Raw genomic sequence first — 23,192 nt, forward strand, 5'->3', positions numbered from 1 at the left:
TTCTCTTGCGCTTGCGTCCGCCCGGAGGCTTTCTTTCGCGCTCAAAGAGAATAGGTCGGGAGAGCGAATTTGTCAAGCGCTGCCGGGAGAGGGGCAGGGACCACCCGGGAATGGCCCCCGCCTTCCGGAGAAGGGCCGCAGTCAGGAGCGGGGTGCAGGCCGTATAACACTGCACATGAGCGACCCCGCCGGCCCCCCCTCGACCATTACCCCCTCAACGGCCACGCCGCAGCATCAGGCGGCGGCGCCGGGCCGGGTCCGGGCAGCCGTGGTGACAATCAGCGACACGCGCACGCCCGAGACCGATACCAGCGGCGGGTACCTGCGCGCGCAACTGCTCGCGGCTGGGCACGAGGTTACCGGGCATATCATCGTGCGCGACGATGCGGTCGAGATCCGCTCGGCGCTCGTGCGGCTCATGCAGGGCTGCGACATCGTCATCACCAGCGGCGGTACGGGCATCGCCGGGCGCGACGTGACTATTCCGGTCGTCGAGTCGCTGATCGTCAAGCCCATACCGGGCTTCGGCGAGCTGTTCCGGATGCTTTCCTACGCGCAGGTGGGGGGCGCAGCCATGCTGTCGCGGGCGCTGGGAGGGCTGACGCGGGGCGCGCTGCTGTTCGCGCTGCCCGGCAGCCTGAACGCCGTGCAGACTGCCTGGGAGGGCCTGCTGCGCGATCAGCTCGGTCACCTCGTCTTCGAGGTCGCCCGCCAGGGGCAGCCGGGCGCCGCCGCGCCGCGTCCGGGCCAGCTGGGCCGCCACGCGAATACGGCCGGCGCGCAGCTGGCCCGGCAGGAGGAGTAGATGGCCCCCCTGACTCCCCTGCTGCCCGGAGTCTCGGGCCTATTCGGACTGAGCCTGCTGCTGCTCGTGGCCTACTGGCTGGGGCGCGTAAGCCGCGAGGCGCGGCAGGGCTTTCGCCCCGGCGTGGCCTGGTGGACCGTTCCAGGGCTGCTCTGCGTGCTGCTCGCACCGGTCCTCGACGTTCCCCCCCTGTTCGGTGTGGGGGCGGGGCTGCTGCTCCTCGCCGAATTCTGGCCCCTCGCCTACCGCCGCGCCCGTACCCGTCCCGGCTGGACCTGGCCGCTGATCGCTGCCCTGCTGGGCCTCGCGCTGGGGTGGTCGGCCCTGAATACGGGCGCGGGCCAGACCCTCCCTCTGATCGCCGGACTCCTGCTGCTGCTCAGCGGGCTGGCCGGCCTGATCGCCAGCGCCGCCTATCCCCGCGCCACACTCACCGAGCTGGGGTTCCAGACCCGCTGGGGCCGCAGCCGCGTGCCCGAGTGGCCCGATCTGAGTGTCACCCTGACCCCCAGCGGCGCGCAGATCCGCAACGTGTCGCGCGCCCCGCTGCGGCTCGCGGGCTGGTCGCCGCGCAGCGTGAACGGCTGGCTGCTCGTGCGAGACCCGCAGGGCCAGCCCCTCAACACCCTGCGCGCCGGTCAGAGCGCCTTCCTGCCCCTGGCCCACCACGAGGGCGGTGTGCGGGTGTGGTACGTCCCGGTGCGCCGCCCGCAGGAGACCCTGCTGTTCCGCGCCGACTGGACGCCGGTGCAGGCTCAGGGCACACGGGTGCTGAACTAGCCTGCTGGGCTTACAGACATCTCCAGCAACAAAAAAAGAGGCCCGCAGGGGCCTCCTTCTCATGTCGTTGGGGGTCCGCTCAGGCGAACTTGATGCCCTGCGACTTCAGCACGCGCTTGGCGGTCGCCGTGGGTTGGGCGCCCTGCGAAATCCAGTAGTCGGCGCGTTCCGCGTTGACCTTGACGTGGTTCTCGCTGGTCTTGCGGGGATCGTAGTGACCCAGATTCTCGATATAGCCGCCGTCACGGGGACGGCGCGAGTCGGTCACGACGATGCGGTAGTGGGGGTTGTGGGCGGAACCGAAACGGGACAGGCGAATCTTGACCATGTGGAAAACCTCGGGGGTTGAATTTTGAGGGTACTGTCTCCGCAGTAGGTATGCACGGAGAACATACGCCCGTCAGCAGCCAGAATCGGAGCGCACCGAAAGAGAGTATCAGAAAGCGCAGAGCCGGAGCAAGCGCGGAGACGACCTGCCGGTGTGGGGATCGCCCGCTCCCAGTCCTGCTCCATCCGGGGAGCTGAGGTACACCCTCAGAACCCCGGCGCGACCGCCTGGGTCCCCTGGCGGAGCTGGAAGGCCATGCGGTCGAGGCCGAAGATGTGGCTGCCTCCGATGACCCCCAGCGGCGCGCCGCGCGCGACCCGGTCGCCGACGTTGACTCCGGCGTTCTGGAGACCGAAATACCCGGTCACGATCCCGGAGCCGTTGTCGAGCAGCACCACCCAGCCCAGCGAGGCGTAGTAGGTCGCGGCGAGCACGTTGCCCTCCAGCGCGGCGGTCGCCTGGGCGCCGCTCGGGCCGCTGAGAATGACCCACTGCGCGCCCGAAGCCCCGAACGGCGCCGCCACCTGCCCGCCGGGCAGCGGAAAGCCCACCGGACTGCTCGGCGCGGCTGCGGGCAGGGGCGCGAGCTGAACCTCGGCGCGCTGCTGGGCCTGCGCGACCTGGGCGCTGCGGGCGCGCAGGGTCGCCTGCTCGCGGGCCAGCGCCTGCTGGCGCTCGCGCTGGGCCTGGGCAGCGGCCTGGGCGGCGGCGCGTTCGCGGGCGGCCTGGGCCTCACGCGCCCGGCGCTCCTGCTCGGCGCGTTCACGGGCCAGGCGCAGCGCCTCCTGACGGGCCCGCTCCTGCGCCTCGCGGATGCGCCTGGCCTCGGCCTCGCGGCGCTGGCGTTCCTCCTCGATCAGGCGCCGGCGCTCGGCCTCGATGCGGGCGCGCTCCTTGACGACCTGCCCGACCAGTTGGTCGATGCTCTGGGCAGTCAAGGCCTGCTGCGCCTGGGTCCGCACCCGCAGAGCGCGCTGTCCCTGCTCGGATGCCTTGAGGCTGGCGAGCAGGCGGTTTTGCTCGGCCCGCCGAGTGCGCAGCCCGACCAAAGTGACCTGACGCTCGCCCTGAAGGGTCTTAAGGCGCGCCGTCTGCTGTTCTTGGAGGACCTGCTGCTGCGCGAGCACGTCGGCCTCACGGTGCAGGGCGCCGATCACGTCCACGTTGCGCCGCCCCGACATGTTGGCGTAGTCGAGCCGAATGAGCAGGTCCGAGAGGTTCTTCGCCTGCGAGAGCAGGGCGAGGTACTGACCGCTGCGCTCACGGTACAGGGCGTTCAGGAGGCTGCGCACGTCGGCCTGAAGGCTCGCCACCCGCGCCTGGGTCAGCTCGCGCTGCGCGCCGAGGTCGTCCAGTTGCCGCTCGGCCAGGGCCACACGGGCCGTCACGCGGGCGAGGTCGTTTTCCAGCTCGGCCACGCTGTCGGCCAGCGCGTCAAGCCGCCCAAGCGTCTGCCGCTGCTGCGCCGTGAGGCCCTGAAGACGCCCCCGGATGACGTTCAGGCGCTGCACCTGGTCGCGCCCCAGGCTGCGCTGCTGGCTCAGGTCCCGCCGGAGCTGTTCGAGCCGCTCGCTGGTGGTTGGCAGTTTGACGGGCGGGCGCGTAGACGGCACGGGACTGGCCGCCGAAACGGCGTTCTGCGCCGCCGCCCGGCCGTTCCCGACACTCTGGGTGGTGGCCAGCGCGGCGGCCAGCAGCAGCGTCGCCACGGCGGGGCCGCGCCCCCGACCCCCGCGCCGGGTCACTCCAGCTCCCGCAGATAGCGGCCGGTGGCGAACAGGCTGCCCACCAGTCCGATGATCAATCCCAACGCCGCTACGCCGCCCAGAACCGGCGCGATGGTCTGCCAGTCGGTGATGACCGGAAAGACCGGCACGAACTGGGCTACCCGGCCCGCGAGCTGGATATAGGTCAGCCCCAGCAGCCCAGCCGAGATGACGGCGGCCAGCAGCCCCACGAGCACCCCCTCGATGAGGTGCGGCATCCGGATAAAGGCGGGAGTGGCGCCCAGCAGGCGCATCACGCCGATCTCGTTGCGCCGGGCGTACATGGCGACCCGCACCGCGTTGAGGATGTTGAACAGGGTGCCCAGCAACAGCAGCGCCACGAGCGCGTAACCGGCGGCGCGCACGGCCGTCAGGGTCCGCACGGCCGGGTCCACGTAGCCGGCGCCGTACTCGACGTCCTCGACGCCGGGCAGAGCCGAGACCGCGTCGGCGACCCGGCGGGAGTCCTCGACCCGCGCCACCCGCATCCGCAGGGTCTCGGGAAAGGGGTTGCCGGCCAGGGCCGCCGCCTCGCGGGCGTAGGGATAGTCGCGCGTCATCTCGCCCAGCACCTGTTCGGGGCTGACCAGCGTGGCCGTGCGCACCTGCGAATAGCTCTGCACCCGCGCCAGCAATGCCTCGCCGTCGGCCTCCGCGGTCAGGTAGGCGGCCACCTCGACCTGCGACTCAAGCTGCGAGAGGGTGCGGTTGACGTTCAGCGTGAGCAGCAGCACCGCCCCCAGCACGAGCAGCGTGATGGTCATGGTGGTGAGGGTCGAGAAGGTCGCCGTGAGGTTGGCGCGCATGGCGAGCAGCGCCTGCCGGAAGTGATAACTCACAGCGCGTAGCCCCCCAGGGCGTCGTCGCGGACCAGTTTGCCCTTGCGCAGCGTCAGGGTACGGTGCCGGAAGGTCTCGACGAGGTCGCGGGCGTGGGTCGCCACCACGACCGTCGTGCCGCGCAGGTTGACGTTCTGCAGCACCTTCAGGACCTCGCGGCTGTTGTCGGGGTCGAGGTTACCGGTCGGCTCGTCGGCGAGCAGCAGCGGCGGGTCCGAGACGATGGCCCGCGCGATAGCCACCCGCTGCTGCTCGCCCAGCGAGAGCTGCATGGGCAGGGCGTGTTTCTTGTGCTCCAGGCCCACCGTGCGCAATGCTCCCGAGACGCGCGCCGGCCACTCGCGGGCAGGCACGCCGGTCACACGCAGGGCAAAGGCTACGTTGTCGTAGGCGCTGAGGTGGTGCAGCAGCAGGTTGTCCTGGAACACGGTCCCCATGCGGCGGCGCAGGAGCGGTGTGCGGCGGCCCCGGTAGCGTGAGAGCGGCTCGCCGGCGACGCGGACCTCGCCGCGCGTGGGCAACGCCCGCTTGAGCACGAGATTCATGAAGCTGCTCTTGCCCGCGCCCGAGTGGCCCACCAGGTACACGAACTCACCCTTGGTGACGTGCAGACTGAGGTTGTCGAGCGCCAGCGTGCGCGTCACCGGATATTCGAGCGTGACGCCCCGGAAATCGATCATGCTTCTGGCCTCTGAGAGGGCCCGGACGCGGCCTGACGTGCGGCGAGAAGAAAAGAACTGTGCATGCCTGACACGCAGCATAGCCCAGGCCCGCCCCACAACGTGAAAAAGCGGCCGGGCGGGTTCTCATCTTCCCTATGCGCCTGTCACTTGCGTTTCAAACGCCCCTGAGGTGGGCGCACTATCCTTCGGGACGTGAACCGCAACCGTCTGTTCGTCGTGGCCGGAACCCTGGCCCTGACCGCCGCTGTCGCCTACGCACAGATGGGCGGCTACACCGCGCAGAATCTGGGCAACTCCTCCGAGGGCAAGACCCTCCTGACTGTCTTGAACGACCTGAACAAGTACTACCTGTACCCGGTGGACCAGGACAAGCTGCTGCGCGGCGCGATCAATGGCGCCATCGGCAGCCTGAACGACGAGTTCACCTACTACACCGAGCCGTCGAGCAACGAGATCGACGCCGAGAACCTCAGCGGCTCCTTCGGCGGGATCGGCGTGACGCTCGTCGGGGTCAACGGCGACGGCACGGGCGGCAAGGTGGACAACGTCTACAAGGGCAACGCAGCCTCGAAAAGCGGCGTGCAGATCGGTGATGTGTTCGTCAAGATCGGCGACAAGGACGTGACGGGCGCCAAGCTCGACGACATCGTGAAACTCGTGCGCGGCCCGGTCGGCTCGGCCGTGGACGTGACCTTTGCGCGCCAGGGCAAGCCCTTCACGGTCAAGCTCACGCGCGACAAGGTGAGCATCGTCAGCGTCGAGAAGACGGTGCTGCCGGGCAAGATCGGGTACATCGCCCTTAACACCTTCTACAACGAGCAGGCCAGCGCCCAGTTCCGTGCGGCGGTCGCCGACATGAAGAAGCAGGGCGTGCAGAAGCTCATTCTGGACCTGCGCGACAACGGCGGCGGCCTGCTGAGCGCCGGGGTGGACGTGGCCGACCAGTTCCTGCAGAGCGGCCCCATCGTGAGCCTGCGCGAGCGCGAAGGCAAACCGCAGGTCTACGGTCAGGCCCGCAACCAGGCCAGCGACTACACCGGCAAGCTGGTCGTGCTTGTCAACAAGAACAGCGCCAGCGCCAGCGAGGTCGTCTCGGGCGCCCTACAGGACGCCGGGCGCGCGACCATCATCGGCGAGCAGACCTTTGGCAAGGGCGTTGCCCAGATTCCGGTGACGTTGCCGGACGGCGGCAAGGTCGCCATCGTGAACAGCGCGTGGCTGACCCCCAAGGGCCGCGAGATCCACAAGAAGGGCATCACGCCCGACGTGGTGGTCACCGACACGCGCTACACCCTGCCCCTGAACTTCACGGGCGGCGGCGCGACCCCCGGAAGCAAGCTGACGATCACGGTGGCGGGCAAACCGGTGACGGTCACGGCCGACAAGGACGGCAAGTTCACCTACACGGCCGAGGTCAAGCGCCCCGAGCGCAGCTCGACCCAGGGCGAGGCCGTCGTGGATACGCAGGGCGACGCGATCCTCAAGCGCGGGATTCAGGCGCTGCAGTAAGCACCACGAGCAGGACCGAGCGGCCCCCGACAGGTGGGCCGCTCTTTTCGTGCCCTAGGGCAGGCTGACCTCCGGCTGACAGGAGCGGCCGACGATGGGGGCACCACCGAAGACACCGCACACGAAACGCTGAAACACACCCTGGAGGCAACGATGACCATCCAAAGCGGCAGACCGACCCCCAACACCAGCCTCAATACCTGGCCCTTGCCCGCCGGCCTGCGCGCCCGCCTGATGCGCGAGCACGGCTGGACCGAGGCGTTCGCAGTGCAGGCCGAGACCGAATACCGCCGATTCGTGTACCTCGCCACGCTGGGCCGGTCCGTGACGCCCTCGCCCGCCGTGGACGAGGTGTGGCACACCCACCTGATGTTCACCCGCGATTACTGGGGCGGCTTTCAGGCGCTGCTGCCCGCCCCACTGCACCACGAGCCCGGTACGGATACGCCGGGCGACGCGGCCCGGCTGCGGGAGCAATACCTAGATACTCTGTTGCTGTATGAGCGGACCTTCGGCGAGGCGGCGCCGGCCGACTGCTGGCCCCGCCCGGCGCTGACCGAGGCGCAGGCCCAGCGTCCGACGCCAGCGGCCGGGCTGTGGGGCTGGGTCGGCGCGGCGCTGCTGGGCTTCGGAGGCACCCTGCTCACGGGCACGCCCCTGTTCCTTCTGCTGACCGCGCTGGTCTTCGGACTGCTGGCTGTCCTGCTCGGCCGCCAGAAGGGTCACGTCACTCCTACCGCCACCGCCGGAGCCGGAGGCCTGTTCTTCTTCATGGGGGCAGACAGCGCGGGGACAGACACTGGGTCAGGCGGCAGCGACAGCGGGGGGTCGGACGGTGGAAGCTGCGGTAGCAGTTGCGGCGGAGGATGCGGCTCCTGACCGGGCAGGGACCACGCCGCGCCTTCCCTACCGCACCCCTCTGGCCTTTACCCCACCGTCGCCCCCACCCGCACCCGCAGGTGCGGGGGGTACAGCACCGCGAACTGCCCCCTGTGGTCGGCCCAGACACGGGCGAAGTCGGCGTAGCCCATCGCCACGTGGCCCAGCAGCGGGTCCATGAGTTCGACTTGGGCCGAGGCGTCATCGTAGCCCACGACCACGCGCCAGTGGGCGATGACGGTGCCCGCACGCGGAATGTGCGACTGCAGGGCGATCAGGGGCAGACCCTGGCGGATGGCCGCGCGCACAGTGGCGAGCGAGCCGCCCGAGTACAGCCGCGCCTCCATGCCGACCTGCGGCGCGAAGTCCACGATGGCCTGGGCTGTCATGTACGAGCGCTCGGTGGGGCGGGTCAGGCGGCTCACATCGGCGAGCGCGACCCTCAACCCGAAGTAGCCCAGCACCTGCGTGATGCTGGCCGGGCCGCAGGCGTTGTAGGTCTGGCGGATGAGCGGCACGCCCTGAAGGGTGTAACCGGTGGGGGCCGGAGCCGCCGCAGAGGCGGCCGGTCCCAGCAGGGCCAGCAACGCGGCGGCAGAGTATAGGAAACGCGGAAGGCGCACCCGCCGAGGATGCGCCTGTGGGCGTCACGTCAGTCTTTCAGCGGCCGGGACGCCGCGCCGGGCCGGCTCAGACCCGCGTGAGGTCGCGGGGCAGCGGCAGGAACTCGATTTCGGGGTGCTGCTCGGCGGTGTATTCGAGGTCGTACTTGCTGCGGAACAGCATGACCGGGCGGCCCTGGTCGTCCTCGACGTGGCGGGCGAAACGGGCAACGTTGCTGGGGTCCCCCGCCAGCCAGCGCACGAGCGCGTAGCTCGTGACGTTCATCTCGACCTCCACGCCGTACTCCTCGGAGAGCCGCGCCTGGAAGACCTCGAACTGCAGCGGCCCGACCGCGCCCAGGTAGGGGTCGCGCGCGCCGTCGGTCGGGTAGAAGACCTGCACCACGCCTTCCTCGGCGAGCTGGGTCAGGCCCTTCATGAACGCCTTGCGCTTGCCCACGTCCTTGAGGGCCAGCGTAGCGAAGGTCTCGGGCGTGAAGCGCGGGAAGCTGGGCAGCAGCACCTTGCCGTCCACACTGACCACGTCCCCGATCTGAAAGACACCGGGGTTCACGAGGCCCACGATATCGCCGGGGTAGGCTTCCTCGACCTTCTCGCGGTCCTGGGCGAACAGGGTGTGCGCCTGCGAGAGCCGCAGCTTGCGCCCGGTGCGGGTGTGGGTCACGTCCATGCCGCGCTCGAAGTGCCCCGACATGACGCGCATGTAGGCGGTGCGGTCGCGGTGCGCACGGCTCATGTTGGCCTGGAGTTTGAAGATGAAACCGGCAAACGGCGCCTCGGGGTCGCGCTCGCCCTGGTTCGTCTCGACCGCGCCGGGGGGCGGCGCGAGTTCGACGAAGTTGCTCAGGAAGTGCTCGATCCCGAAGTTGTTCATGGCCGACCCGAAGAACACCGGGGTCAGTTCGCCGGCCCGGAATGCCTCAGCCTCGAACTCGGGCATGGCCCCCTGGATGAGTTCCACGTCCTCGCGCAGCTTGGCGGCGAGGTCGTGTCCGACGAGATCGAGCAAGCGGGGATCGTCCAGGCCGGCGGTCTGCATGGGCGCGCGGTGCTTGCCCCCCGAGGTGCGCTCGAAGGCCAGGACCTGCCCGGTCTGAAGGTCGTACACGCCCTTGAAGTCGGGGCCGTCGCCGATGGGCCAGGTCAGCGGCACCACCGTGATCTTCAGGGTCTCCTCGACCTGCGCGATGAGTTCGAAGGGGTCCAGGGCAGGGCGGTCCATCTTGTTGACGAAGGTGAGGATGGGGATTTCGCGGTTGCGGCACACCGCAAACAGTTTCTCGGTCTGGGTCTGCACGCCGCGCGCCGCGTCGAGGACCATCAGCGCGGAGTCGGCGGCCGTCAGGGTGCGGTAGGTGTCCTCGCTGAAATCCTGGTGGCCCGGCGTGTCCAGGAGGTTGACGTGTCTCCCGGCGTATTCGAAGGTCAGCGCCGAGCTGGAGATGGAAATTCCGCGCTGCTGCTCGATGCTCATCCAGTCGGACTTGGTGTGGCTGCGGCCTTCCTTGGCCGTCACGCTGCCCGCCTCCTGAATGGCGCCTCCGTACAACAGCAGCTTTTCGGTGATCGTGGTCTTCCCGGCGTCCGGGTGCGAGATGATGGCGAAGGTGCGGCGGCGGGCAATCTCGGTTTCGAGTTGGGCGGCAGGTGCAGTCATGAACACTCCGGCGGGCCTGGAGATGGCCCGAGATGGCTTGGATTCTGGGAAAAACACGCGTTCTCGACTCTCGCTAGGGGGGCGTGAGGAGAACGGTCATGGCCCCAGTGTACCGCGTCCGACCCCTGAGTTCAGTCGTCGTACACCTGTCCTTCCTGAAGAGGGGATGCACACAGGAACGTAAGCGGATGGTCCTCCTCTCTCCAGCTCGCCGGCCAGAGCCGGAAGCGCCGGCCCACCTGAACGCCCCACACCCTGATGTTCCCGGCCAAGTAGTCCGACAGAACTTCCTGTGCACAACCGCCTTCCGGGTCAGGAAACCCGTCCTCCTCTGGCTACCGGGCGTAGGCCTCCAGCGCCGCCCCGAACGTGCCCAGTCGCGCCTGCACGAGCTGCATAGGATCGCGGTGGTAGCCTCCGGCCGTCACCATCACGAGGGGAAGTCGGGCGCGCGCCGCCCAGCGAAACACCCGCTCGTCGCGCCGGCGCATTCCGTCCAGGCTCAGGGCCAGCCGCCCGAGCTGGTCGCCTGCCAGCACGTCCGCCCCTGCGAGGTAGTACACGAAGTCGGGCCGGAAGGCAGCCACCACCGGGGCGACCCGGGTGTCCAGCGCGGCGAGATACTCGGCGTCCCCGGTACCGTCGGGCAGCCCCACGTCCAGGCCGCTGGTTTCCTTGTCGAACGGGTAGTTATGGGCCGCGTGGACGCTGACGGTCAGCACGCGGCCTTCGCCCGCGAAGAGACTCGCCGTGCCGTTGCCCTGGTGCACGTCCAGGTCGAGAACCAGGATGCGGCTCGCCCGGTGGCCGTCCAGCAACCAGCGCGCCGAGATCGCCACGTCGTTCAAGAAGGAAAAGCCCTCAGCGTGCCCCGCGTAGGCGTGGTGGGTGCCGCCGCCGAGATTCAGGCCCAGACCGCCCGCCAGCGCGTCACGGGTGGCGGCCAGGGTCGCGCCGCTGCTGCCCAGGCCGCGCGCCACGACGCCCGGTGTCCACGCGAAGCCCATCGCCCGCTCCTCGGCCCGCGTCACCTCCCCCGCCCGCCAGCGGCGCAGGTATCCGGCGTCGTGAACCCGCTCGGCCAGCGCCCAGGGCAGGTCGGGGGCGTCGAGAAGAGGCAGGCGGTCCTCGACCCGGCTCAGCAGCTCCCGCAGCACCTCGCGCGGCAGAAATTGTCGGCGGGGCGACGGCCCGGTCAGGTAGGCCGCGCGGCGGTAGGCGGTCCAGGCTCGGGGCAGGTCGGGGAGGGTCATGCTCGCCGCGCAGGCTAACGCTCCCGGCCGCAGGTCTGCCGGAATTGGGCGACAGACTCGCCGCTCGGCGCCCGGATAGGATGCGCCCGTGTCCGCGCCGCCCGCTCCTGCTGCCACCTCGCCTCTGCGGCTGACCGCCGCGCGCTGGCTGGGCATCTACCCGGCCATTACCCTGCTGCTCACGCTGCTCGAGCCCCTGCTGCTGGGCCGGGTGCCCACGCCCCTGAGCGCCCTGATCCTGACGGCGATTCTGGTGCCGCTCACGCAGTTCGTGGTCTTTCCCCTCGTCGAGCGGCTGACCGGGGGCCACTGGGTCCGCTTTCCGGTGCTGCACGGCCCGGCGCGCTACCGTACGGCGCTGATCGTGTGGGCCTGCACCTACCCCCTCATCACGGCCGTGCTGCTGGCAACGCTGCCGCTCCTGCTGGGGCGCGTACCCCTGCCGGTCGTGACCCTGGTCGTCACCCTGATCGCCGTCCCGCTGCAGTCGCTCGTCGTGCTGCCGCGCGTGATGCCCCGGGCAGCGAGGTGGATCAGGGGCGGGGGTGCGCGGGCATGAACGCCCCTGCCCCAGCTGCACAGGCCCTAGGCGGCCTGACGCGCCGCCTGGGCCTCACGCGCCCGGTGGTCCTCGCGCCGATGGCCGGGGGGATCGGCACGCCCGAGCTCGTCGCGGCCGTTTCGGAGGCGGGCGGACTGGGAAGCCTGGGCGCGGCGTATCTGACGCCCGAGCAGATTGCGGCGGCGGTAGCCGAAGTGCGCGCACGCACCGCACGGCCCTTCGCCGTGAACCTCTTCGCGCCGGGGTCGGAGCTGCCGGTCGCCCCCACCGCGGCCCAGATCGCGGCCGCGGCCGCCGAACTCGCCCCCTTTCACGCGGGGCTGGGGCTGCCCCCTCCGGCGCTGCCCGCCCGGGTCGCCGAGGACTTCGGAGCCCAGTTCGCGGCGGTGTTGGAGGCCCGGCCCGCCGTCTTTTCGTTCGCCTTCGGGCGGCTGGACGCCGGGCACCTCACGGCCCTGCGCGGCCGAGGGATTCTGAGTATCGGCACGGCGACCGGGCTGGCTGAGGCGCGGCAACTGGCTCAGGACGGTGTGGACGCCGTGACGGTGCAGGGCGGGGCGGCCGGCGGGCACCGGGGCGGCTGGGGAAGCGGGAGAGACGACGAACTGGCCGGGACCCTGGACCTGACGCGGCGCGTGGCGGCCACCCTGGAGGTGCCCGTGATCGTGGCCGGCGGCCTGATGACACGCGCCGACGTGCAGGCTGCACTGGACGCCGGGGCCAGCCTCGCGCAGTGCGGCACCGCCTTCCTGCGGGCCGCCGAGGCAGGCACCTCCGCGCCCTACCGCGCGGCGCTCGCGGCGGGCACGGCCCCCACCGGCCTGACCCTCAGCTTCAGCGGGCGGCCGGCGCGGGGACTGGTCAACGCGCTCGGCGAGGCGGTCCACTCGCCCCTGCCCTACCCCTACCAGAACGCCCTGACCCGTGAGCTGCGCGCCGCCGGAGCCCACGCGGGACAGGCCGACGTGCTCAGTCTCTGGGCGGGCGAGGGCTACCGCCTGGGCCGGGAGGACAGCGCGGCCGGCATCCTGGATACCCTGTGGCCGCGCTGACCCTGCGTCCCCTGCGCTCCGGCGACGAGGTGACGGCCGCGCGCTGGGGCCAGAACCGCGACTTCTGCCTGGCGAACGGCTGGACCCCCGGCCTGAGCGAGCGGGTGCTATGCCGCCACTGGCTGGGGGTCATGGCAGGCGTGGGGCCGGGCTTCCTGCGCCTAGGCATCGAGGAGGAAGGCCGGCTCATCGGGTACACGGACCTCGCGGACCTCACGCGCCTCTCCGGCGAGTTTGGGATTGCGCTCGGCGAGCCCGCCACCTGGGGCCAGGGCCGGGGCACGCGCGCCGGGCGGCTCATGCTCGCGCACGCGTTCGGGCCGCTGGGACTGCGCGAGGTCCGGGCCGAGGTCCACGCGCCCAACACCCGTTCGCACGCCCTCCTGCGCCGCCTGGGTTTCGTGCGCGCCGGTGAGGGCGAGCCGGAACCGTACCGGGGCGAAAGGGTCGCGGTGCTGCGCTACCGGCTGACCCGCGACTCTTTCATTCCCTGACCGTGTGGCCCGCCGAGTGCAGGGCGGCCACGGCGTCCGGCAACCGCTCCTGCGCGACCAGCACATAGTCGGTGTCGAAGGTAGATAGCGCGAAGATACCCACCCCGGCGTCCCGCAGCGGGTTCAGCACGCCCGCCAGGATGCCGGTCAGCGTGAACTCGAAGGGGCCGTGCAGCCGCAGCGCCGCCCAACCCCCCTGGGCACGCACCCCGGCCGGCACCTGCGCGGCGGCGCAGACCACCGACAGCTCGCCGGGCGCGCGGGTCAGCGACCACAGTTCGCCGGACAGGGCCCAGGTGGGCGGCGCGGCGTCACCGGGAAGCTGGCATACGGCGTACTCGCCGCTCAGGACCGAGAGGGTCAGGGACATGGCCTCACCCTAGCGGACCCCCCCCCCATCCGGCCAGGGCCGGGGCCTCTCCATTTGCCGGGCGCGGTTTTTGCCGGCGCAGCGCACTCTATTGGCATGACGAATCTTTCCGAATTTTCCAGCCAACTGGCCGATACCGCAGAAGCGGTGGCTGCCAGCCTCGTGACCGTCCATGCCGCGCGCCCCATCAGTGGCAGCGTGGTGGGCGACGACCTCATCCTGACCGTGGCCCACGTCCTGAACGGCGACGAAGTGACCGTGAGCACTCCGGACGGCCGCCACCTGACGGCGAGCGTGGTGGGCCGCGACCCCGGCAGCGACCTCGCCCTGCTGCGCGCGGGGGGCCTGAGCCTCGCTCCCCTGAGCCCCGCTCCGGCCCCCCGTGTGGGGGAGCTGCTGCTGGCCGTCGGCCGCCCCGAACGCGGCCCCCAGGCGTCGCTGGGCCTGCTGAGGCAATCGGGCCTGGAACGCGGCTGGCTGCCAGCCGGCGCCGAGCCCTTTCCGGGGGTGAGTGGGGGCGCGCTCGTGGACGTGTGCGGCGGCCTAGTCGGCGTGCTCAACGCCGGAACCCCCCGCCGGGGCCTGCTGGCCGTGCCGGCCGCCCGCGCGCTGAAGGTCGCCGAACTGCTCTCGCAGACCGGCCGCGTGCCGCGCGGATATCTGGGGCTCGCCACCCAGCCGGTCGTGCTGCCGGGCACCGGGGCGGTGGGCGACATGCAGGACACGCCGCAGGACGGGCGCCCACCGCAGGAAGACGGGCGCAGCCCGCGTGGACCCTGGGACCGTGCCTGGGGCCCGGAAGGCCGGGGACCGTGGGGCGGCCGTGGGCCGTGGGGCAAGCCGGGGCCCCGGGGGGGGCAGGGTCCGCGTGGGCCCTGGGACCGGGAAGGCGGCGACCCCCGCTCGGCCGGACGCGGCCGGGGCCGTGACGAGGACGGCCGGGCTGGAGGCTGGGGCCGCGGGCCCCGCTGGCCCGAGGGCACCCGCCTGGGCCTGACAGCCGTGCAGGTCGAGACCGGCAGCCCCGCCGCGCAGGCTGGCCTGAAGGTCGGCGACATCCTCCTGAGCCTGGACGGCGAGGGCGTGCGGCACCCGCGCGAGTTGCTCGAGCGCGTCCAGAGCCGCGCCGGCGACACCCTCACGGCCCGCATCCTGCGCGGCGGTGAGGAGCAGGACGTGGCCCTGACCGTCGGAGAACGCTGAGATGACGGGCGCGGCGCTCCCTGCCATGGCCGGAGGTGGGCCGCGCCCCTTAGCATCGGGCATGGCTGCCTCCACCCCTGCGCCCGCCTCCCCCAGCCCTGAGGCCAGTGGTCTGCCCAGCGTGCGCATGGCGATGCGCCCCGGCATCGGCGCGGCGGGCGCGGCAGCCCTGCTCGCCTCGGCCGGGGTGCGGGTCGTCACGGACGCCCAGGAGGACGCCGACGTCCTAATCATCGACGACAGCTGGCTGGCCGAGCCGCACGCCCTAGCGACAGCGGCGGCCGTCGTGGCGCTGGGATCGCCCGTGTGGGCCGCGCTGCTCACCGAATGGGCGCCGGGGGGCTTCGCGGCCCTGGGGCAGGAGGCCACCGCCGCCGAACTCCTCGCGGGCGTGCTCGGCGCGGCGGCGGGACTGGCCGTGCTGCCGCCGGGGGTGCTGGGAGAGCTTGGCCCGGAGGACGAGGACGACCTCGACGACCTTGCGGGCGCCGGGGACATCGCCCTGACCCCCCGCGAGCGCGACGTGCTGGCGCAGCTCGCGGCAGGCCTGAGCAACAAGCGGGCGGCCCGCGAACTGGGCGTGTCGGAAAGCACCGTCAAGTTCCATGTGCAGGCCATCTACGCCAAGCTCGGCGTGCAGAGCCGCGCGGGAGCGGTGGCGCGCGGCATCGCCCTGGGGCTGGTGAGCGTGTAGGCGGCTTTCCGGGTATCTCCGGCCCGGCCGCCACTCTCCTGCCGGGCTTCTGGACTACCCTGGGCACATGACCATCAAGGCGCTGTTCTGGGATATCGGAGGCGTGCTCCTCACCAACGGCTGGGACCGCGAGCAACGCGCGCAGGTGACAGCCAGTTTCGGCCTCGACGCGGCCGAGTTCACCGAGCGCCACAAGCTCGCCGCGCCCGAGCTGGAACTGGGCCGCATGACCCTGGCCGAATACATGGATCAGACGGTGTTCTACGAGCCGCGCGACTTCTCGCCCGCCGAGTTCCGCGCGGCGATGGAGGCGGTCAGCCGGCCCTACCCCGACTCGCTGGCGCTGGCCCGCGAGCTCTCGGCACAGATACGGATGTACTCGCTGAACAACGAGGGCCGCGACCTCAACGAGTACCGCATCGCCACCTGCGGCCTCCAGGAGTTCCTGCTGGCCTTCTTCTCATCGTGCTATCTGGGGGTTCTCAAGCCCAGCCCGGCCATCTACCGCCTGGGCCTGAGCTTCGCGGGTGTGCGCCCCGACGAGGCGGTCATGATCGACGACCGCGCGCAGAACGTGCAGGCGGCCCGCTCGGTGGGGATGCACGCCGTGCAGTTCCGGGACGCGGCGGGGCTCCGTCAGGACCTCGCAGCTCTGGGCGTGGGCCAGCCCTGAAGGTCAGAAGCCGTACTGCGGCGGCGTGCGGGCCTCAATCTCTCCAAAGAAGTCGGCCAGGCGGCGGGCGAGTTCGGGCGTGAAGCGGTTGCCCCCCAGGTGCGGACCGGTCACCCGCAGGTGCTCGCTGAACCCCGGCTCGGCGTGGGCGTACACCAGCTCAGCGTTGCTCGCCTGCGGCACGAGGCGGTCGTCGGGGCTGGAGACCACGAACAGCGGCAGCGGCGGCCGTTGGGTCAGACCGCGCAGGGGGTCCAGGCCCGGGAGCGGCGGCGTGCTCAGGCCGTAGGCCGCGCGAATCTCGGCCTGGCGGTCGGCTGAGGCGCGCCACGCCGCCTCCAGGTTGACCCAGCCGTCAATGAGGGCCACGCCCTCCACGCTGTAGGGGCTGCCGGGCAGGGCGCTGCGCAGCGCCAGCAGCCCGCCCATGCTCAGGCCCAGGGCATAGGTGTGCCCGTTCCAGAAAAAATGGCGGGTGGCCTCGGCGTGGTCGCGCGCGGCCGCCTCCAGCGCCGCCGGACTGCCCCAGGTCGTAGGACCGCCGTCCCCACTGAGCAGAACCGCGAACCCCGACTCCAGCAGCCTGCCGGTCAGGACCGACACCCCCACGCTGTCACGCAGGCGCAGCGGCGACTGGGCACGCGGATGAGACACGACCACCAGCGCGCAAGCTTCGGCATGGCAGCGCGGCGGCACCTGAAGGAGCGACCCGGCCACCGGAGCTGCCCCTGCACCTGCCTCCAGGCGGCCCAGATCGAGCCACCGGTCCGGCTCAGGCACTGCGTGGGCGGGCAGCGGCGCCGGCGGGGGCAGAACCGGCACGGCCCGCGCCGCGCCCAGGCACAGGGCGACGAGCAGCGGGGCGAGGGCGAGAAGGCAGGTCCGGGCGGGCAGCTTCACTGCCCCGCACTGTACGGCACGTCCGCGGCGCAGGTCAGACGTGACCTGCTGGGAGGTCGCTGTAGACAGGGCAGCTCCGGTGACTCCGGCCCCCGCTCCTGGGTCAACGCCCGAACAGCAGCGGGCTCAGGGGGGTGCGGCGCAGCAACCGGGCGAGCAGCGCGGGCAGCAGCAGCGCCAGCAGACCGTAGCCGGCCGACACCCACAGCCGCTGGGCGTCGGACCCGGCCGGCGCCTGCCAGCGTTCGAGCAGTTGCAGCGCCACCGGATGCAGCAGATAGATCTGCAGGCTCACCGTACCCAGCCACCCAAAGGCGCCGCGCAGCCGGGGCGCGAGGTCCTTCCAGTGAAAGGCCGCGCCCAGCAGGGTCAGGGCCGTCAATGAGGTGTATAGCCAGCTGCGCAGGTTGTAGCCCGCGCTGCTCGTCAGGTCGCCGCTGAGGTAGTCAAGCGCCGTGGGCAGGTAGGCGGCGTAGGCCACCGCCGTCAGGAGCAGCAGCGCGGGCCAGCGCCGGCGCCACCACGCCGGAAACTCGGCGAAGCGCGCGCCCACCCCTACCCCCAGCAGCACCGGCAGCAGATACCACAGCACCGTACTGGCCGGAAACTGGAGCCGCCAGACCCCCCGGTTCAGTTCGTAGGCGCCCCACTGCGCCAGCAGCCCCAGCCCCAGCGCCACCGTGATGTAGGGCTTCCTGCGCGCCAGGGGCAGCAGCAGCGGCAAGAGCAGGTAGACCTCCAGCGCCACGAGCAGAAAATACAGGTGGTAGCTGGCCTTGCCGTACAGCAGATAGAAACTCCACTTGTCGGGGTCGGTGAGCACCTCGGAGGGGCGCTGCCCGGTCCACACCGACCACAGCACGTACAGGGCGCTCCACAGCAGGTAGGGCCACAGGCCGCGCGTCAGTCGCCGCCAGAAATAGCGCCGCGCGTCGAAGCGCTTGAGCAGGCTGTTGGTCAGGATGGCGACCGACAGGAACACGAAGGCAGGCACGGCGAAATGCAGCGACCGGTTCAGGATGGAGAGGAACTCGTGTTCTGGCGTGCCAGGAGAGGCGTAGCGCAGCGCCATTCCCGAGGTGTGGTGCCCGACGACCTCCGTGATGGTCAGACCCCGGAACACGTCTACGGCGCTGAGCTGCCCACTGGCCGGAGGAACCGCCTCGCTGGCGGGCGTATCCGTCTGTACCGGAGGCAGGACGCCGGGCGCCTCGCCGGTCAACCCCCGGCCCTTCCGGCGCCGTTGTCCTGATCGCCGGGTTCGGCCCCCCGGTCCTGCGTGCGCCTCATTCCGGGCACCGTAGCACGGAGGGGGCGAAAGTCAGGTAAGGAGGCCGGAGCGCCGGGCGACCTCTCTTCATCTGAACTGCGGTCCTGTCGGCGAAATTCGGGCCGGGGTTACGGCGATCAGGGTCGGCCCGGACCTCCCGGCCTTCTCAGCAGCCCACGAGCCGCGCGCCCGGCGACCCGGTGGGAACGGGCGCGCCGCACCAGTCGAGGCGCAGGCCGCAGCCCCCCAGCCACTCGTCCAGGCTGTAGCCCGCGCGGGCCAGGCCCGACAGGGTGTGGTGGGCCACCATCACGGCGTGGTGCACGTCGGCCTCCCCGATCAGGCCCGCCCCTCTGGCCGCGAGCAGTTCGTCGGTGTCCAGGATCTCGGCGCCCAGGCCGTCGTGGACGACCACGTCGAGGTACAGGTCGCGCACCGTCCAGACCCCGCCGCCGCGCGAGATCTGCGCCACGTCGATGTAGTAGTCGTGCTCACGCGGGCCATGGAAGTCGTAGCGGCACACCACGAGGTCGAGGTCGGGCAGCAGATGCGCCTGCCAATGCCGCACACGGGGGTGCCCGGTGAAGTCGCGCGCCACGAACAGGCCATGCGGGCGCTCGGCATAGGTACGCACAGCGCGCACGCCCGTGTTCGTGTGATGTTCCATGCGGGCCGGATCGTGCCGCTCGGTCTTGACCGGATGCGGACGCCCGGGGAGGCCACAGTGCAGGCCACGCGGCTCGGGAAGAGCGAACATGCGTCAGCATATCCGGGTCCCGCAGGCAAGAGAAAGGGGCAGGTCATACGAGCTGTGGGCCCGCGGCCCGCCTCCCCGGTCCGGCCTCGGCCAGGACAGGTCCACGCGGTCTCTGGCAGCCACCGGGCCCCTGCCAGAGACTGCGCCGCCTTGCCTTGACCCCTCCACGGCCAAGCGGCAGACTGGGCGGCGCAGCCCCGCATTCAGGGTTTTTCCCGGCAGTCCACCCACCCGTAGGCAACGTTTGTCCCCGTGACACGACCTCTTTCCCGCCTCGCGCCGGAAACGTCCGTGACCGGGGACACGTGCCCGGCCGTTCCACCCCCGATTTGCCCCCATTTCGCCGCGCCCCGGAGGTCCCACCATGTCCATGCCTACCGCGTCACTTCCGCTCCAGGCCCCTGTGGCCCAGCACGACCACACCCCCGCCTACACCGCCCGCCTGGGCACGCCGCAGGGCGAGTCCGTGACTGTGCGGCTGCGCTGTGAGTTGCCCGTCACCTCGGTGCTGCTCAAGTACGTGCATATCGGCGAGGTCGAGACGGTGGATGCCCGTGAGGTCGCCACGCCGCCCGAGAGCCGCAGTGGGGGCCGCTGGTTCGAGGCCGAGCTGCCCCTGGCGGGCCACCGGGTGCGCTACGCCTGGCAGCTGAATCTGGAGGGCGACCACCTCAACCTCACCCACTTGGGCCTGCACCACTCGCGCCGGGGCTTCCGGGGCTGGTTCCAGTACCTGCCGGGGCACGTGGCCCCCGAGTGGGCCTGGAGCAGCGTCTTCTATCAGGTCTTCCCCGACCGCTTCCGCAATGGCGACCCGGGCAACGACGTGCAGACCGGCGAGTACGTCTACAGTGGCCGCCCGGTCGAACACGTCAAGTGGGATACCCCGGTGGACGCCCACAACGACATCCACGGCCACTACGGCGGCGACCTGAACGGGGTGACGCAGGCGCTGCCGTACCTGCAGCAACTCGGGATCACGGGGCTGTGGCTCACGCCCATCTTTACCTCGCCCAGCAACCACCGCTACGACGTCACCGACTACCGCGCCGTGGACCCCCACCTGGGCGGCGAGGCGGCCTGGAACGAGCTGACGCGGGCGGCCGATACGGCCGGCATCCGTATCGTGCTCGACGGCGTGTTCAACCACACCGGCGACGAGAACGCGCTGTTCCGGGCGGCGCAGGCGAGCGAAGCGGCCCCCGAGCGCGAACTGTTCACCTGGCGCGCGGCGGAGCTGAACTACCACGCCTTCATGGACGTGCCCACCCTGCCCAAGATCGACTACGGCAGCCCCGCCGCCGTGGCCGAGTTCCTGAACGGCGAGCGGAGCGTGGTGCGGCACTGGCTGCGCCGGGGCGCGGCGGGCTGGCGGCTGGACGTGGCCCATATGATCGGCTCGGGCGGCACCGACGACGACAATCTGCCGCTGCACCGCGCCCTGAAGGCGGCGGCCCGCGAGGAACGCCCAGACGCCTACGTGTTCGGCGAGCGCTTCTTCGACCCCGAGCACGCGCTCGACGGCCAGGGCGAGGACGGCGCGATGAACTACCACGGCTTCGGGCTGCCGGTCATGCAGTGGGTCAGCGGGGGCACGCATTTCGGAGCGCCGAGCCGGCTGGACGGCCACGAACTCGTGGATATCCTGCACGACGCCTACCACGCCCTGGCACCGCAGGTCGCGCTGAGCATGTTCAACCTGCTCGAATCGCACGACATCGGCCGGGCGCTGTTCCGGGTCGGGAACGACCGCACCCGCTTTCTGGCGGCCTTCACACTCCTGATGGGCTACGCGGGCGTGCCCTGCACCTATTACGGCACCGAGGTCGGCGTGACCCAGAGCCGCAGCGGCAACATGCCCTGGTGCCGCGAACCGATGCCCTGGAACGAGGCCGACTGGGACCTGGGGCTGCTGGAGCGGGTACGCGCCCTGATCCGCGTGCGGCGGGAGACCCCGGTGCTGCACGCGGGCCACCTGCGTTTCGTGCACGCCGAGGCCGACGCGGTGGCCTACCTGCGCGAGTACACCCGCGCGGACGGCCACGCCGCACGCGCCGCCGTGGTCGCCAGCCGGCGCGCCGGGCCGCACCCCGTCACCCTGACCCTGCCGGCCGGCGAGTGGCGCGACGCCCTGAGCGGCGCGGTCCTGAGCGGCGGCGAGGTGACGCTGGACGCGGCGGGCGGGCGGGTGCTGGTTCAGGGCTGAGTGCCCTACTCCGGCCGGCCGGGCTATGCTGGGGGCCAATGACACATAGCGACTCGGCGTTGTACGCGGGGTGGACGGAACTGCTGGGCTGGCTGGAGGCCGAAGCGCACGCGCGCGGGCTGGCATACGGCAAGGTCGCGGATTTTCCGGACTACATCTACCGCATGGAGCGGCCCTACGACCTGCCCACCACCGTCATGAGCGCGGGCGTCAGCGCGGGGGGTCAGCCGCTGCTCGTCGCGGCCGTCAGTCCGCGCCACGCCGACCTCAAAGCCGTGTCGCTGCGCCTGATGGGCGGCAGCAAGCACTGGCACCTGCACGCCGGCACGCGCGGGCTGCTCGAGGGCAAGCGGCCCTTCACGCGCGAGCGGCTGGGCGCGGTACTCGACGGAGCGCTCCAGGGGTTGTAGGTGGAGGACGGTGGAGGCGGGAAGGCCCGCTTCCACCGTCCCTACAGCACCCGGAACGCCAGGAATCCCACGCCGATGCCCAACAGCAGGCCCGCGAGCATCTCCAGGTAGGTGTGCCCCAGCAGCACGCGCACCGGCTTGGGCGCGAACCCCTCCCGCACGACGGCCCCGAGTTCCTGAATGAGCTCGTTGAGCAGCCGGGCCTGCACGCCGCTGCTGTGGCGCACGCCGGTCGCGTCGTACATGACGATCAGGGCAAAGACAGCGGCGATAGCGAACAGGGGGCTGCCGACCCCCTCGCTCAACGCGACGCCCGTCGTCAGGGCCGCGACCATCGCGCTGTGGCTGCTGGGCATACCCCCCGTCTCCATGAACGCTTCCGGCCGCCAGCGCCGGTCGAACAGCAGGATCAGAAAGACCTTGAGCAACTGGGCACCGGTCGAGGCCAGCACCGCCGTCCACAACCAACGGTTGGCAAGAAGTTCGGCCAAAGAATTCACGCGGGGCTCAGTCTAGAGCATTTGCCAAACGGCGCTGGATCCGATTCTCCGCAGAGACGCCGGAAATCGTCAGCGGCGCCGCTCTGCCCGTCCGCAAAGCCGCGGGGGCTCTGGATTACGAAGACCCGGCCCCCCGCGAGAATTCAGGACTCGGCGCTGCCCTGCGCGGCCATATTGCGCGACAGGTTCGCCAGCACGCCGTTCACGAAGCGGCCCGAGTCGTCGCCGCCGAACTTGCGCGCGATGCGCACAGCACTCTCGATGACCGGCGGATGCGGTTCGTCCGTATGCAGCATCTCGAAAGTCGCCAGGCGCAGCACGTTCAGGTCGGTCTGGGCCATCTGGTCGAAGGTCCAGCCCCGGATGGTGCGGTGCAGCACGTCGTCGATCTCGCCGAGGTGCTCGCTCAGACCCCGCACGAGGTCGCGCGCGAAATCCAGCGCCTCGGCGTTCAGCGCCGGGAAGGTGTCGTCGCCCTCACGCATGGTCCCCTCGGCGCGGGTGAACACGTCTCTGAGCGGCAGGTCGCCCCGCTCGGCCTCGAACAGCGTGCGGAAGGCGAACTCGCGCGCGGCGCGCCGGGTGCCCACCGGCTGCGCGGCCTTGTCACGGCGGCGCGTCACGACGCCTGCCCCTTGGGCAGACACACGCCCTGTACGGCGACGTTCACGGCCCGGACCTTCAGGCCGGTCATGAGTTCGATGTTCTCGCGCACGGCCCGCTGCGCCTGCTGCGAGATCGCCAGCAGGTTGCGGCCGTAGTCCACGTTCAGACCGAGGTCCACGGTCACGTCCTGGCCTTCGCGGGTGACGCGCAGCGCGCGGGGACGCCGGGCACCGGGCTGGTTGCGGATCACTTCGCCCACCTTGATGGACGCCGCCGCGATCTCCGTGCCCTCGATGCCCTCGAGGGTGGTGGCGGCAATATCGAGCAGAACGCTCTTGCTGATTTCGACTTCGGGTGTTGCCATGAACTGTGC

26 protein-coding genes are annotated in these 23,192 nt (G+C 71.0%); 12 read left to right on the forward strand and 14 right to left on the reverse strand.

What is annotated here, in order from left to right; all coding sequences use genetic code 11:
• Positions 1 to 175 precede the first annotated feature (175 nt).
• Positions 176 to 805, forward strand: a complete 630-nt coding sequence (locus tag ASF71_RS03095; protein WP_056294597.1) for a molybdenum cofactor biosynthesis protein B — start codon at positions 176 to 178, stop codon at positions 803 to 805.
• Complete coding sequence (locus ASF71_RS03100) at positions 806 to 1,585, forward strand: hypothetical protein (protein ID WP_056294601.1); 780 nt, start codon at positions 806 to 808, stop codon at positions 1,583 to 1,585.
• 79 nt (positions 1,586 to 1,664) lie between these two features.
• Here ASF71_RS03100 and rpsP read toward each other — a convergent pair whose 3' ends face one another.
• From rpsP to ftsE, 4 genes are all read right to left on the reverse strand, one after another.
• Positions 1,665 to 1,913 (reverse strand): 30S ribosomal protein S16, encoded by a 249-nt coding sequence (gene rpsP, locus ASF71_RS03105; protein WP_056294605.1) that lies wholly within the window; start codon positions 1,911 to 1,913, stop codon positions 1,665 to 1,667.
• Positions 1,914 to 2,119: 206 nt separating this feature from the next.
• The gene (locus ASF71_RS25590; protein ID WP_304437944.1) at positions 2,120 to 3,658 is read right to left on the reverse strand and encodes a murein hydrolase activator EnvC; all 1,539 of its coding nucleotides are present in this window, start codon (positions 3,656 to 3,658) and stop codon (positions 2,120 to 2,122) included.
• Positions 3,655 to 4,518, reverse strand: a complete 864-nt coding sequence (locus ASF71_RS03115; RefSeq protein ID WP_235514099.1) for an ABC transporter permease — start codon at positions 4,516 to 4,518, stop codon at positions 3,655 to 3,657. Before ASF71_RS03115 ends, ASF71_RS25590 begins: the two co-directional genes overlap by 4 nt.
• Positions 4,515 to 5,198, reverse strand: coding sequence for a cell division ATP-binding protein FtsE (gene ftsE, locus ASF71_RS03120; RefSeq protein ID WP_056294609.1), 684 nt, complete (start codon positions 5,196 to 5,198; stop codon positions 4,515 to 4,517). Before ftsE ends, ASF71_RS03115 begins: the two co-directional genes overlap by 4 nt.
• A 195-nt stretch (positions 5,199 to 5,393) precedes the next feature.
• On the opposite strand from ftsE, the gene ASF71_RS03125 reads away from it, so the two are divergent.
• Both ASF71_RS03125 and ASF71_RS03130 read left to right on the forward strand, forming a co-directional pair.
• Complete coding sequence (locus tag ASF71_RS03125) at positions 5,394 to 6,710, forward strand: S41 family peptidase (RefSeq protein ID WP_056294612.1); 1,317 nt, start codon at positions 5,394 to 5,396, stop codon at positions 6,708 to 6,710.
• Between the two features lie 153 nt (positions 6,711 to 6,863).
• A complete protein-coding gene (locus tag ASF71_RS03130; RefSeq protein WP_156372563.1) occupies positions 6,864 to 7,589 on the forward strand; it encodes a hypothetical protein in 726 nt (241 codons plus the stop codon).
• A gap of 47 nt (positions 7,590 to 7,636) precedes the next feature.
• Here ASF71_RS03130 and ASF71_RS03135 read toward each other — a convergent pair whose 3' ends face one another.
• From ASF71_RS03135 to ASF71_RS03145, 3 genes are all read right to left on the reverse strand, one after another.
• On the reverse strand, positions 7,637 to 8,212 hold the full coding sequence (locus tag ASF71_RS03135) for a C39 family peptidase (RefSeq protein ID WP_235514100.1): 576 nt from the start codon (positions 8,210 to 8,212) through the stop codon (positions 7,637 to 7,639).
• A gap of 67 nt (positions 8,213 to 8,279) precedes the next feature.
• Positions 8,280 to 9,869, reverse strand: coding sequence for a peptide chain release factor 3 (locus ASF71_RS03140; protein WP_056294617.1), 1,590 nt, complete (start codon positions 9,867 to 9,869; stop codon positions 8,280 to 8,282).
• A 335-nt stretch (positions 9,870 to 10,204) separates the two neighbouring features.
• Positions 10,205 to 11,122 carry a histone deacetylase gene (locus ASF71_RS03145; protein WP_056294620.1) on the reverse strand — a complete coding sequence of 306 codons (918 nt, stop codon included), beginning with the start codon at positions 11,120 to 11,122 and terminating at the stop codon, positions 10,205 to 10,207.
• 88 nt (positions 11,123 to 11,210) lie between these two features.
• On the opposite strand from ASF71_RS03145, the gene ASF71_RS03150 reads away from it, so the two are divergent.
• The 3 genes from ASF71_RS03150 to ASF71_RS03160 are packed head-to-tail and all read left to right on the forward strand — an operon-like array spanning position 11,211 to position 13,230.
• Positions 11,211 to 11,681: a hypothetical protein gene (locus tag ASF71_RS03150; protein WP_056294623.1), complete on the forward strand. Its 471-nt coding sequence runs from the start codon at positions 11,211 to 11,213 to the stop codon at positions 11,679 to 11,681.
• On the forward strand, positions 11,678 to 12,736 hold the full coding sequence (locus ASF71_RS03155) for a nitronate monooxygenase family protein (protein ID WP_200939649.1): 1,059 nt from the start codon (positions 11,678 to 11,680) through the stop codon (positions 12,734 to 12,736). The genes ASF71_RS03150 and ASF71_RS03155 overlap by 4 nt, the downstream gene beginning before the upstream one ends.
• Positions 12,724 to 13,230 (forward strand): GNAT family N-acetyltransferase, encoded by a 507-nt coding sequence (locus tag ASF71_RS03160; protein ID WP_056294626.1) that lies wholly within the window; start codon positions 12,724 to 12,726, stop codon positions 13,228 to 13,230. The genes ASF71_RS03155 and ASF71_RS03160 overlap by 13 nt, the downstream gene beginning before the upstream one ends.
• Here the strand turns inward: ASF71_RS03160 and ASF71_RS03165 are convergent.
• Complete coding sequence (locus ASF71_RS03165; protein ID WP_056294630.1) at positions 13,220 to 13,600, reverse strand: ACT domain-containing protein; 381 nt, start codon at positions 13,598 to 13,600, stop codon at positions 13,220 to 13,222. The two genes, ASF71_RS03160 and ASF71_RS03165, sit on opposite strands and share 11 nt — an antisense overlap.
• Before the next feature lie 96 nt (positions 13,601 to 13,696).
• Here ASF71_RS03165 and ASF71_RS03170 point away from each other — a divergent pair, with 96 nt between their 5' ends.
• The 3 genes from ASF71_RS03170 (at position 13,697) to ASF71_RS03180 (ending at position 16,170) form a co-directional block, all read left to right on the forward strand.
• Positions 13,697 to 14,803, forward strand: coding sequence for a S1C family serine protease (locus ASF71_RS03170; protein ID WP_056294632.1), 1,107 nt, complete (start codon positions 13,697 to 13,699; stop codon positions 14,801 to 14,803).
• Positions 14,804 to 14,864: 61 nt separating this feature from the next.
• Complete coding sequence (locus ASF71_RS03175) at positions 14,865 to 15,497, forward strand: response regulator transcription factor (protein WP_235514101.1); 633 nt, start codon at positions 14,865 to 14,867, stop codon at positions 15,495 to 15,497.
• Between the two features lie 67 nt (positions 15,498 to 15,564).
• Positions 15,565 to 16,170 carry an HAD family phosphatase gene (locus tag ASF71_RS03180; RefSeq protein WP_056294635.1) on the forward strand — a complete coding sequence of 202 codons (606 nt, stop codon included), beginning with the start codon at positions 15,565 to 15,567 and terminating at the stop codon, positions 16,168 to 16,170.
• 3 nt (positions 16,171 to 16,173) lie between these two features.
• Here the strand turns inward: ASF71_RS03180 and ASF71_RS03185 are convergent, their stop codons facing one another.
• From ASF71_RS03185 to ASF71_RS03195, 3 genes are all read right to left on the reverse strand, one after another.
• Positions 16,174 to 17,070: an alpha/beta hydrolase gene (locus tag ASF71_RS03185; RefSeq protein ID WP_235514102.1), complete on the reverse strand. Its 897-nt coding sequence runs from the start codon at positions 17,068 to 17,070 to the stop codon at positions 16,174 to 16,176.
• A gap of 103 nt (positions 17,071 to 17,173) precedes the next feature.
• Positions 17,174 to 18,292, reverse strand: coding sequence for an acyltransferase (locus ASF71_RS03190; protein WP_369814950.1), 1,119 nt, complete (start codon positions 18,290 to 18,292; stop codon positions 17,174 to 17,176).
• A 214-nt stretch (positions 18,293 to 18,506) separates the two neighbouring features.
• Complete coding sequence (locus ASF71_RS03195) at positions 18,507 to 19,097, reverse strand: DUF402 domain-containing protein (RefSeq protein ID WP_235514103.1); 591 nt, start codon at positions 19,095 to 19,097, stop codon at positions 18,507 to 18,509.
• Between the two features lie 364 nt (positions 19,098 to 19,461).
• On the opposite strand from ASF71_RS03195, the gene ASF71_RS03200 reads away from it, so the two are divergent.
• A complete protein-coding gene (locus ASF71_RS03200) occupies positions 19,462 to 21,303 on the forward strand; it encodes an alpha-amylase family glycosyl hydrolase (RefSeq protein WP_056294641.1) in 1,842 nt (613 codons plus the stop codon).
• Between the two features lie 38 nt (positions 21,304 to 21,341).
• Positions 21,342 to 21,713 carry an NADH-quinone oxidoreductase subunit 15 gene (locus tag ASF71_RS03205; RefSeq protein WP_056294645.1) on the forward strand — a complete coding sequence of 124 codons (372 nt, stop codon included), beginning with the start codon at positions 21,342 to 21,344 and terminating at the stop codon, positions 21,711 to 21,713.
• 41 nt (positions 21,714 to 21,754) lie between these two features.
• Here ASF71_RS03205 and ASF71_RS03210 read toward each other — a convergent pair whose 3' ends face one another.
• From ASF71_RS03210 to ASF71_RS03220, 3 genes are all read right to left on the reverse strand, one after another.
• A complete protein-coding gene (locus tag ASF71_RS03210) occupies positions 21,755 to 22,213 on the reverse strand; it encodes a divergent PAP2 family protein (protein WP_056294649.1) in 459 nt (152 codons plus the stop codon).
• A gap of 143 nt (positions 22,214 to 22,356) precedes the next feature.
• Entirely contained in the window at positions 22,357 to 22,836 is a 480-nt protein-coding gene (gene nusB, locus ASF71_RS03215; protein WP_056294652.1) for a transcription antitermination factor NusB, read from the reverse strand.
• Positions 22,833 to 23,183 (reverse strand): Asp23/Gls24 family envelope stress response protein, encoded by a 351-nt coding sequence (locus ASF71_RS03220; RefSeq protein ID WP_056294655.1) that lies wholly within the window; start codon positions 23,181 to 23,183, stop codon positions 22,833 to 22,835. The genes nusB and ASF71_RS03220 overlap by 4 nt, the downstream gene beginning before the upstream one ends.
• Positions 23,184 to 23,192 lie beyond the last annotated feature (9 nt).

Origin of the sequence: Deinococcus sp. Leaf326 (genome assembly GCF_001424185.1) — a bacterium.
In the GTDB taxonomy this organism is placed as follows: domain Bacteria; phylum Deinococcota; class Deinococci; order Deinococcales; family Deinococcaceae; genus Deinococcus.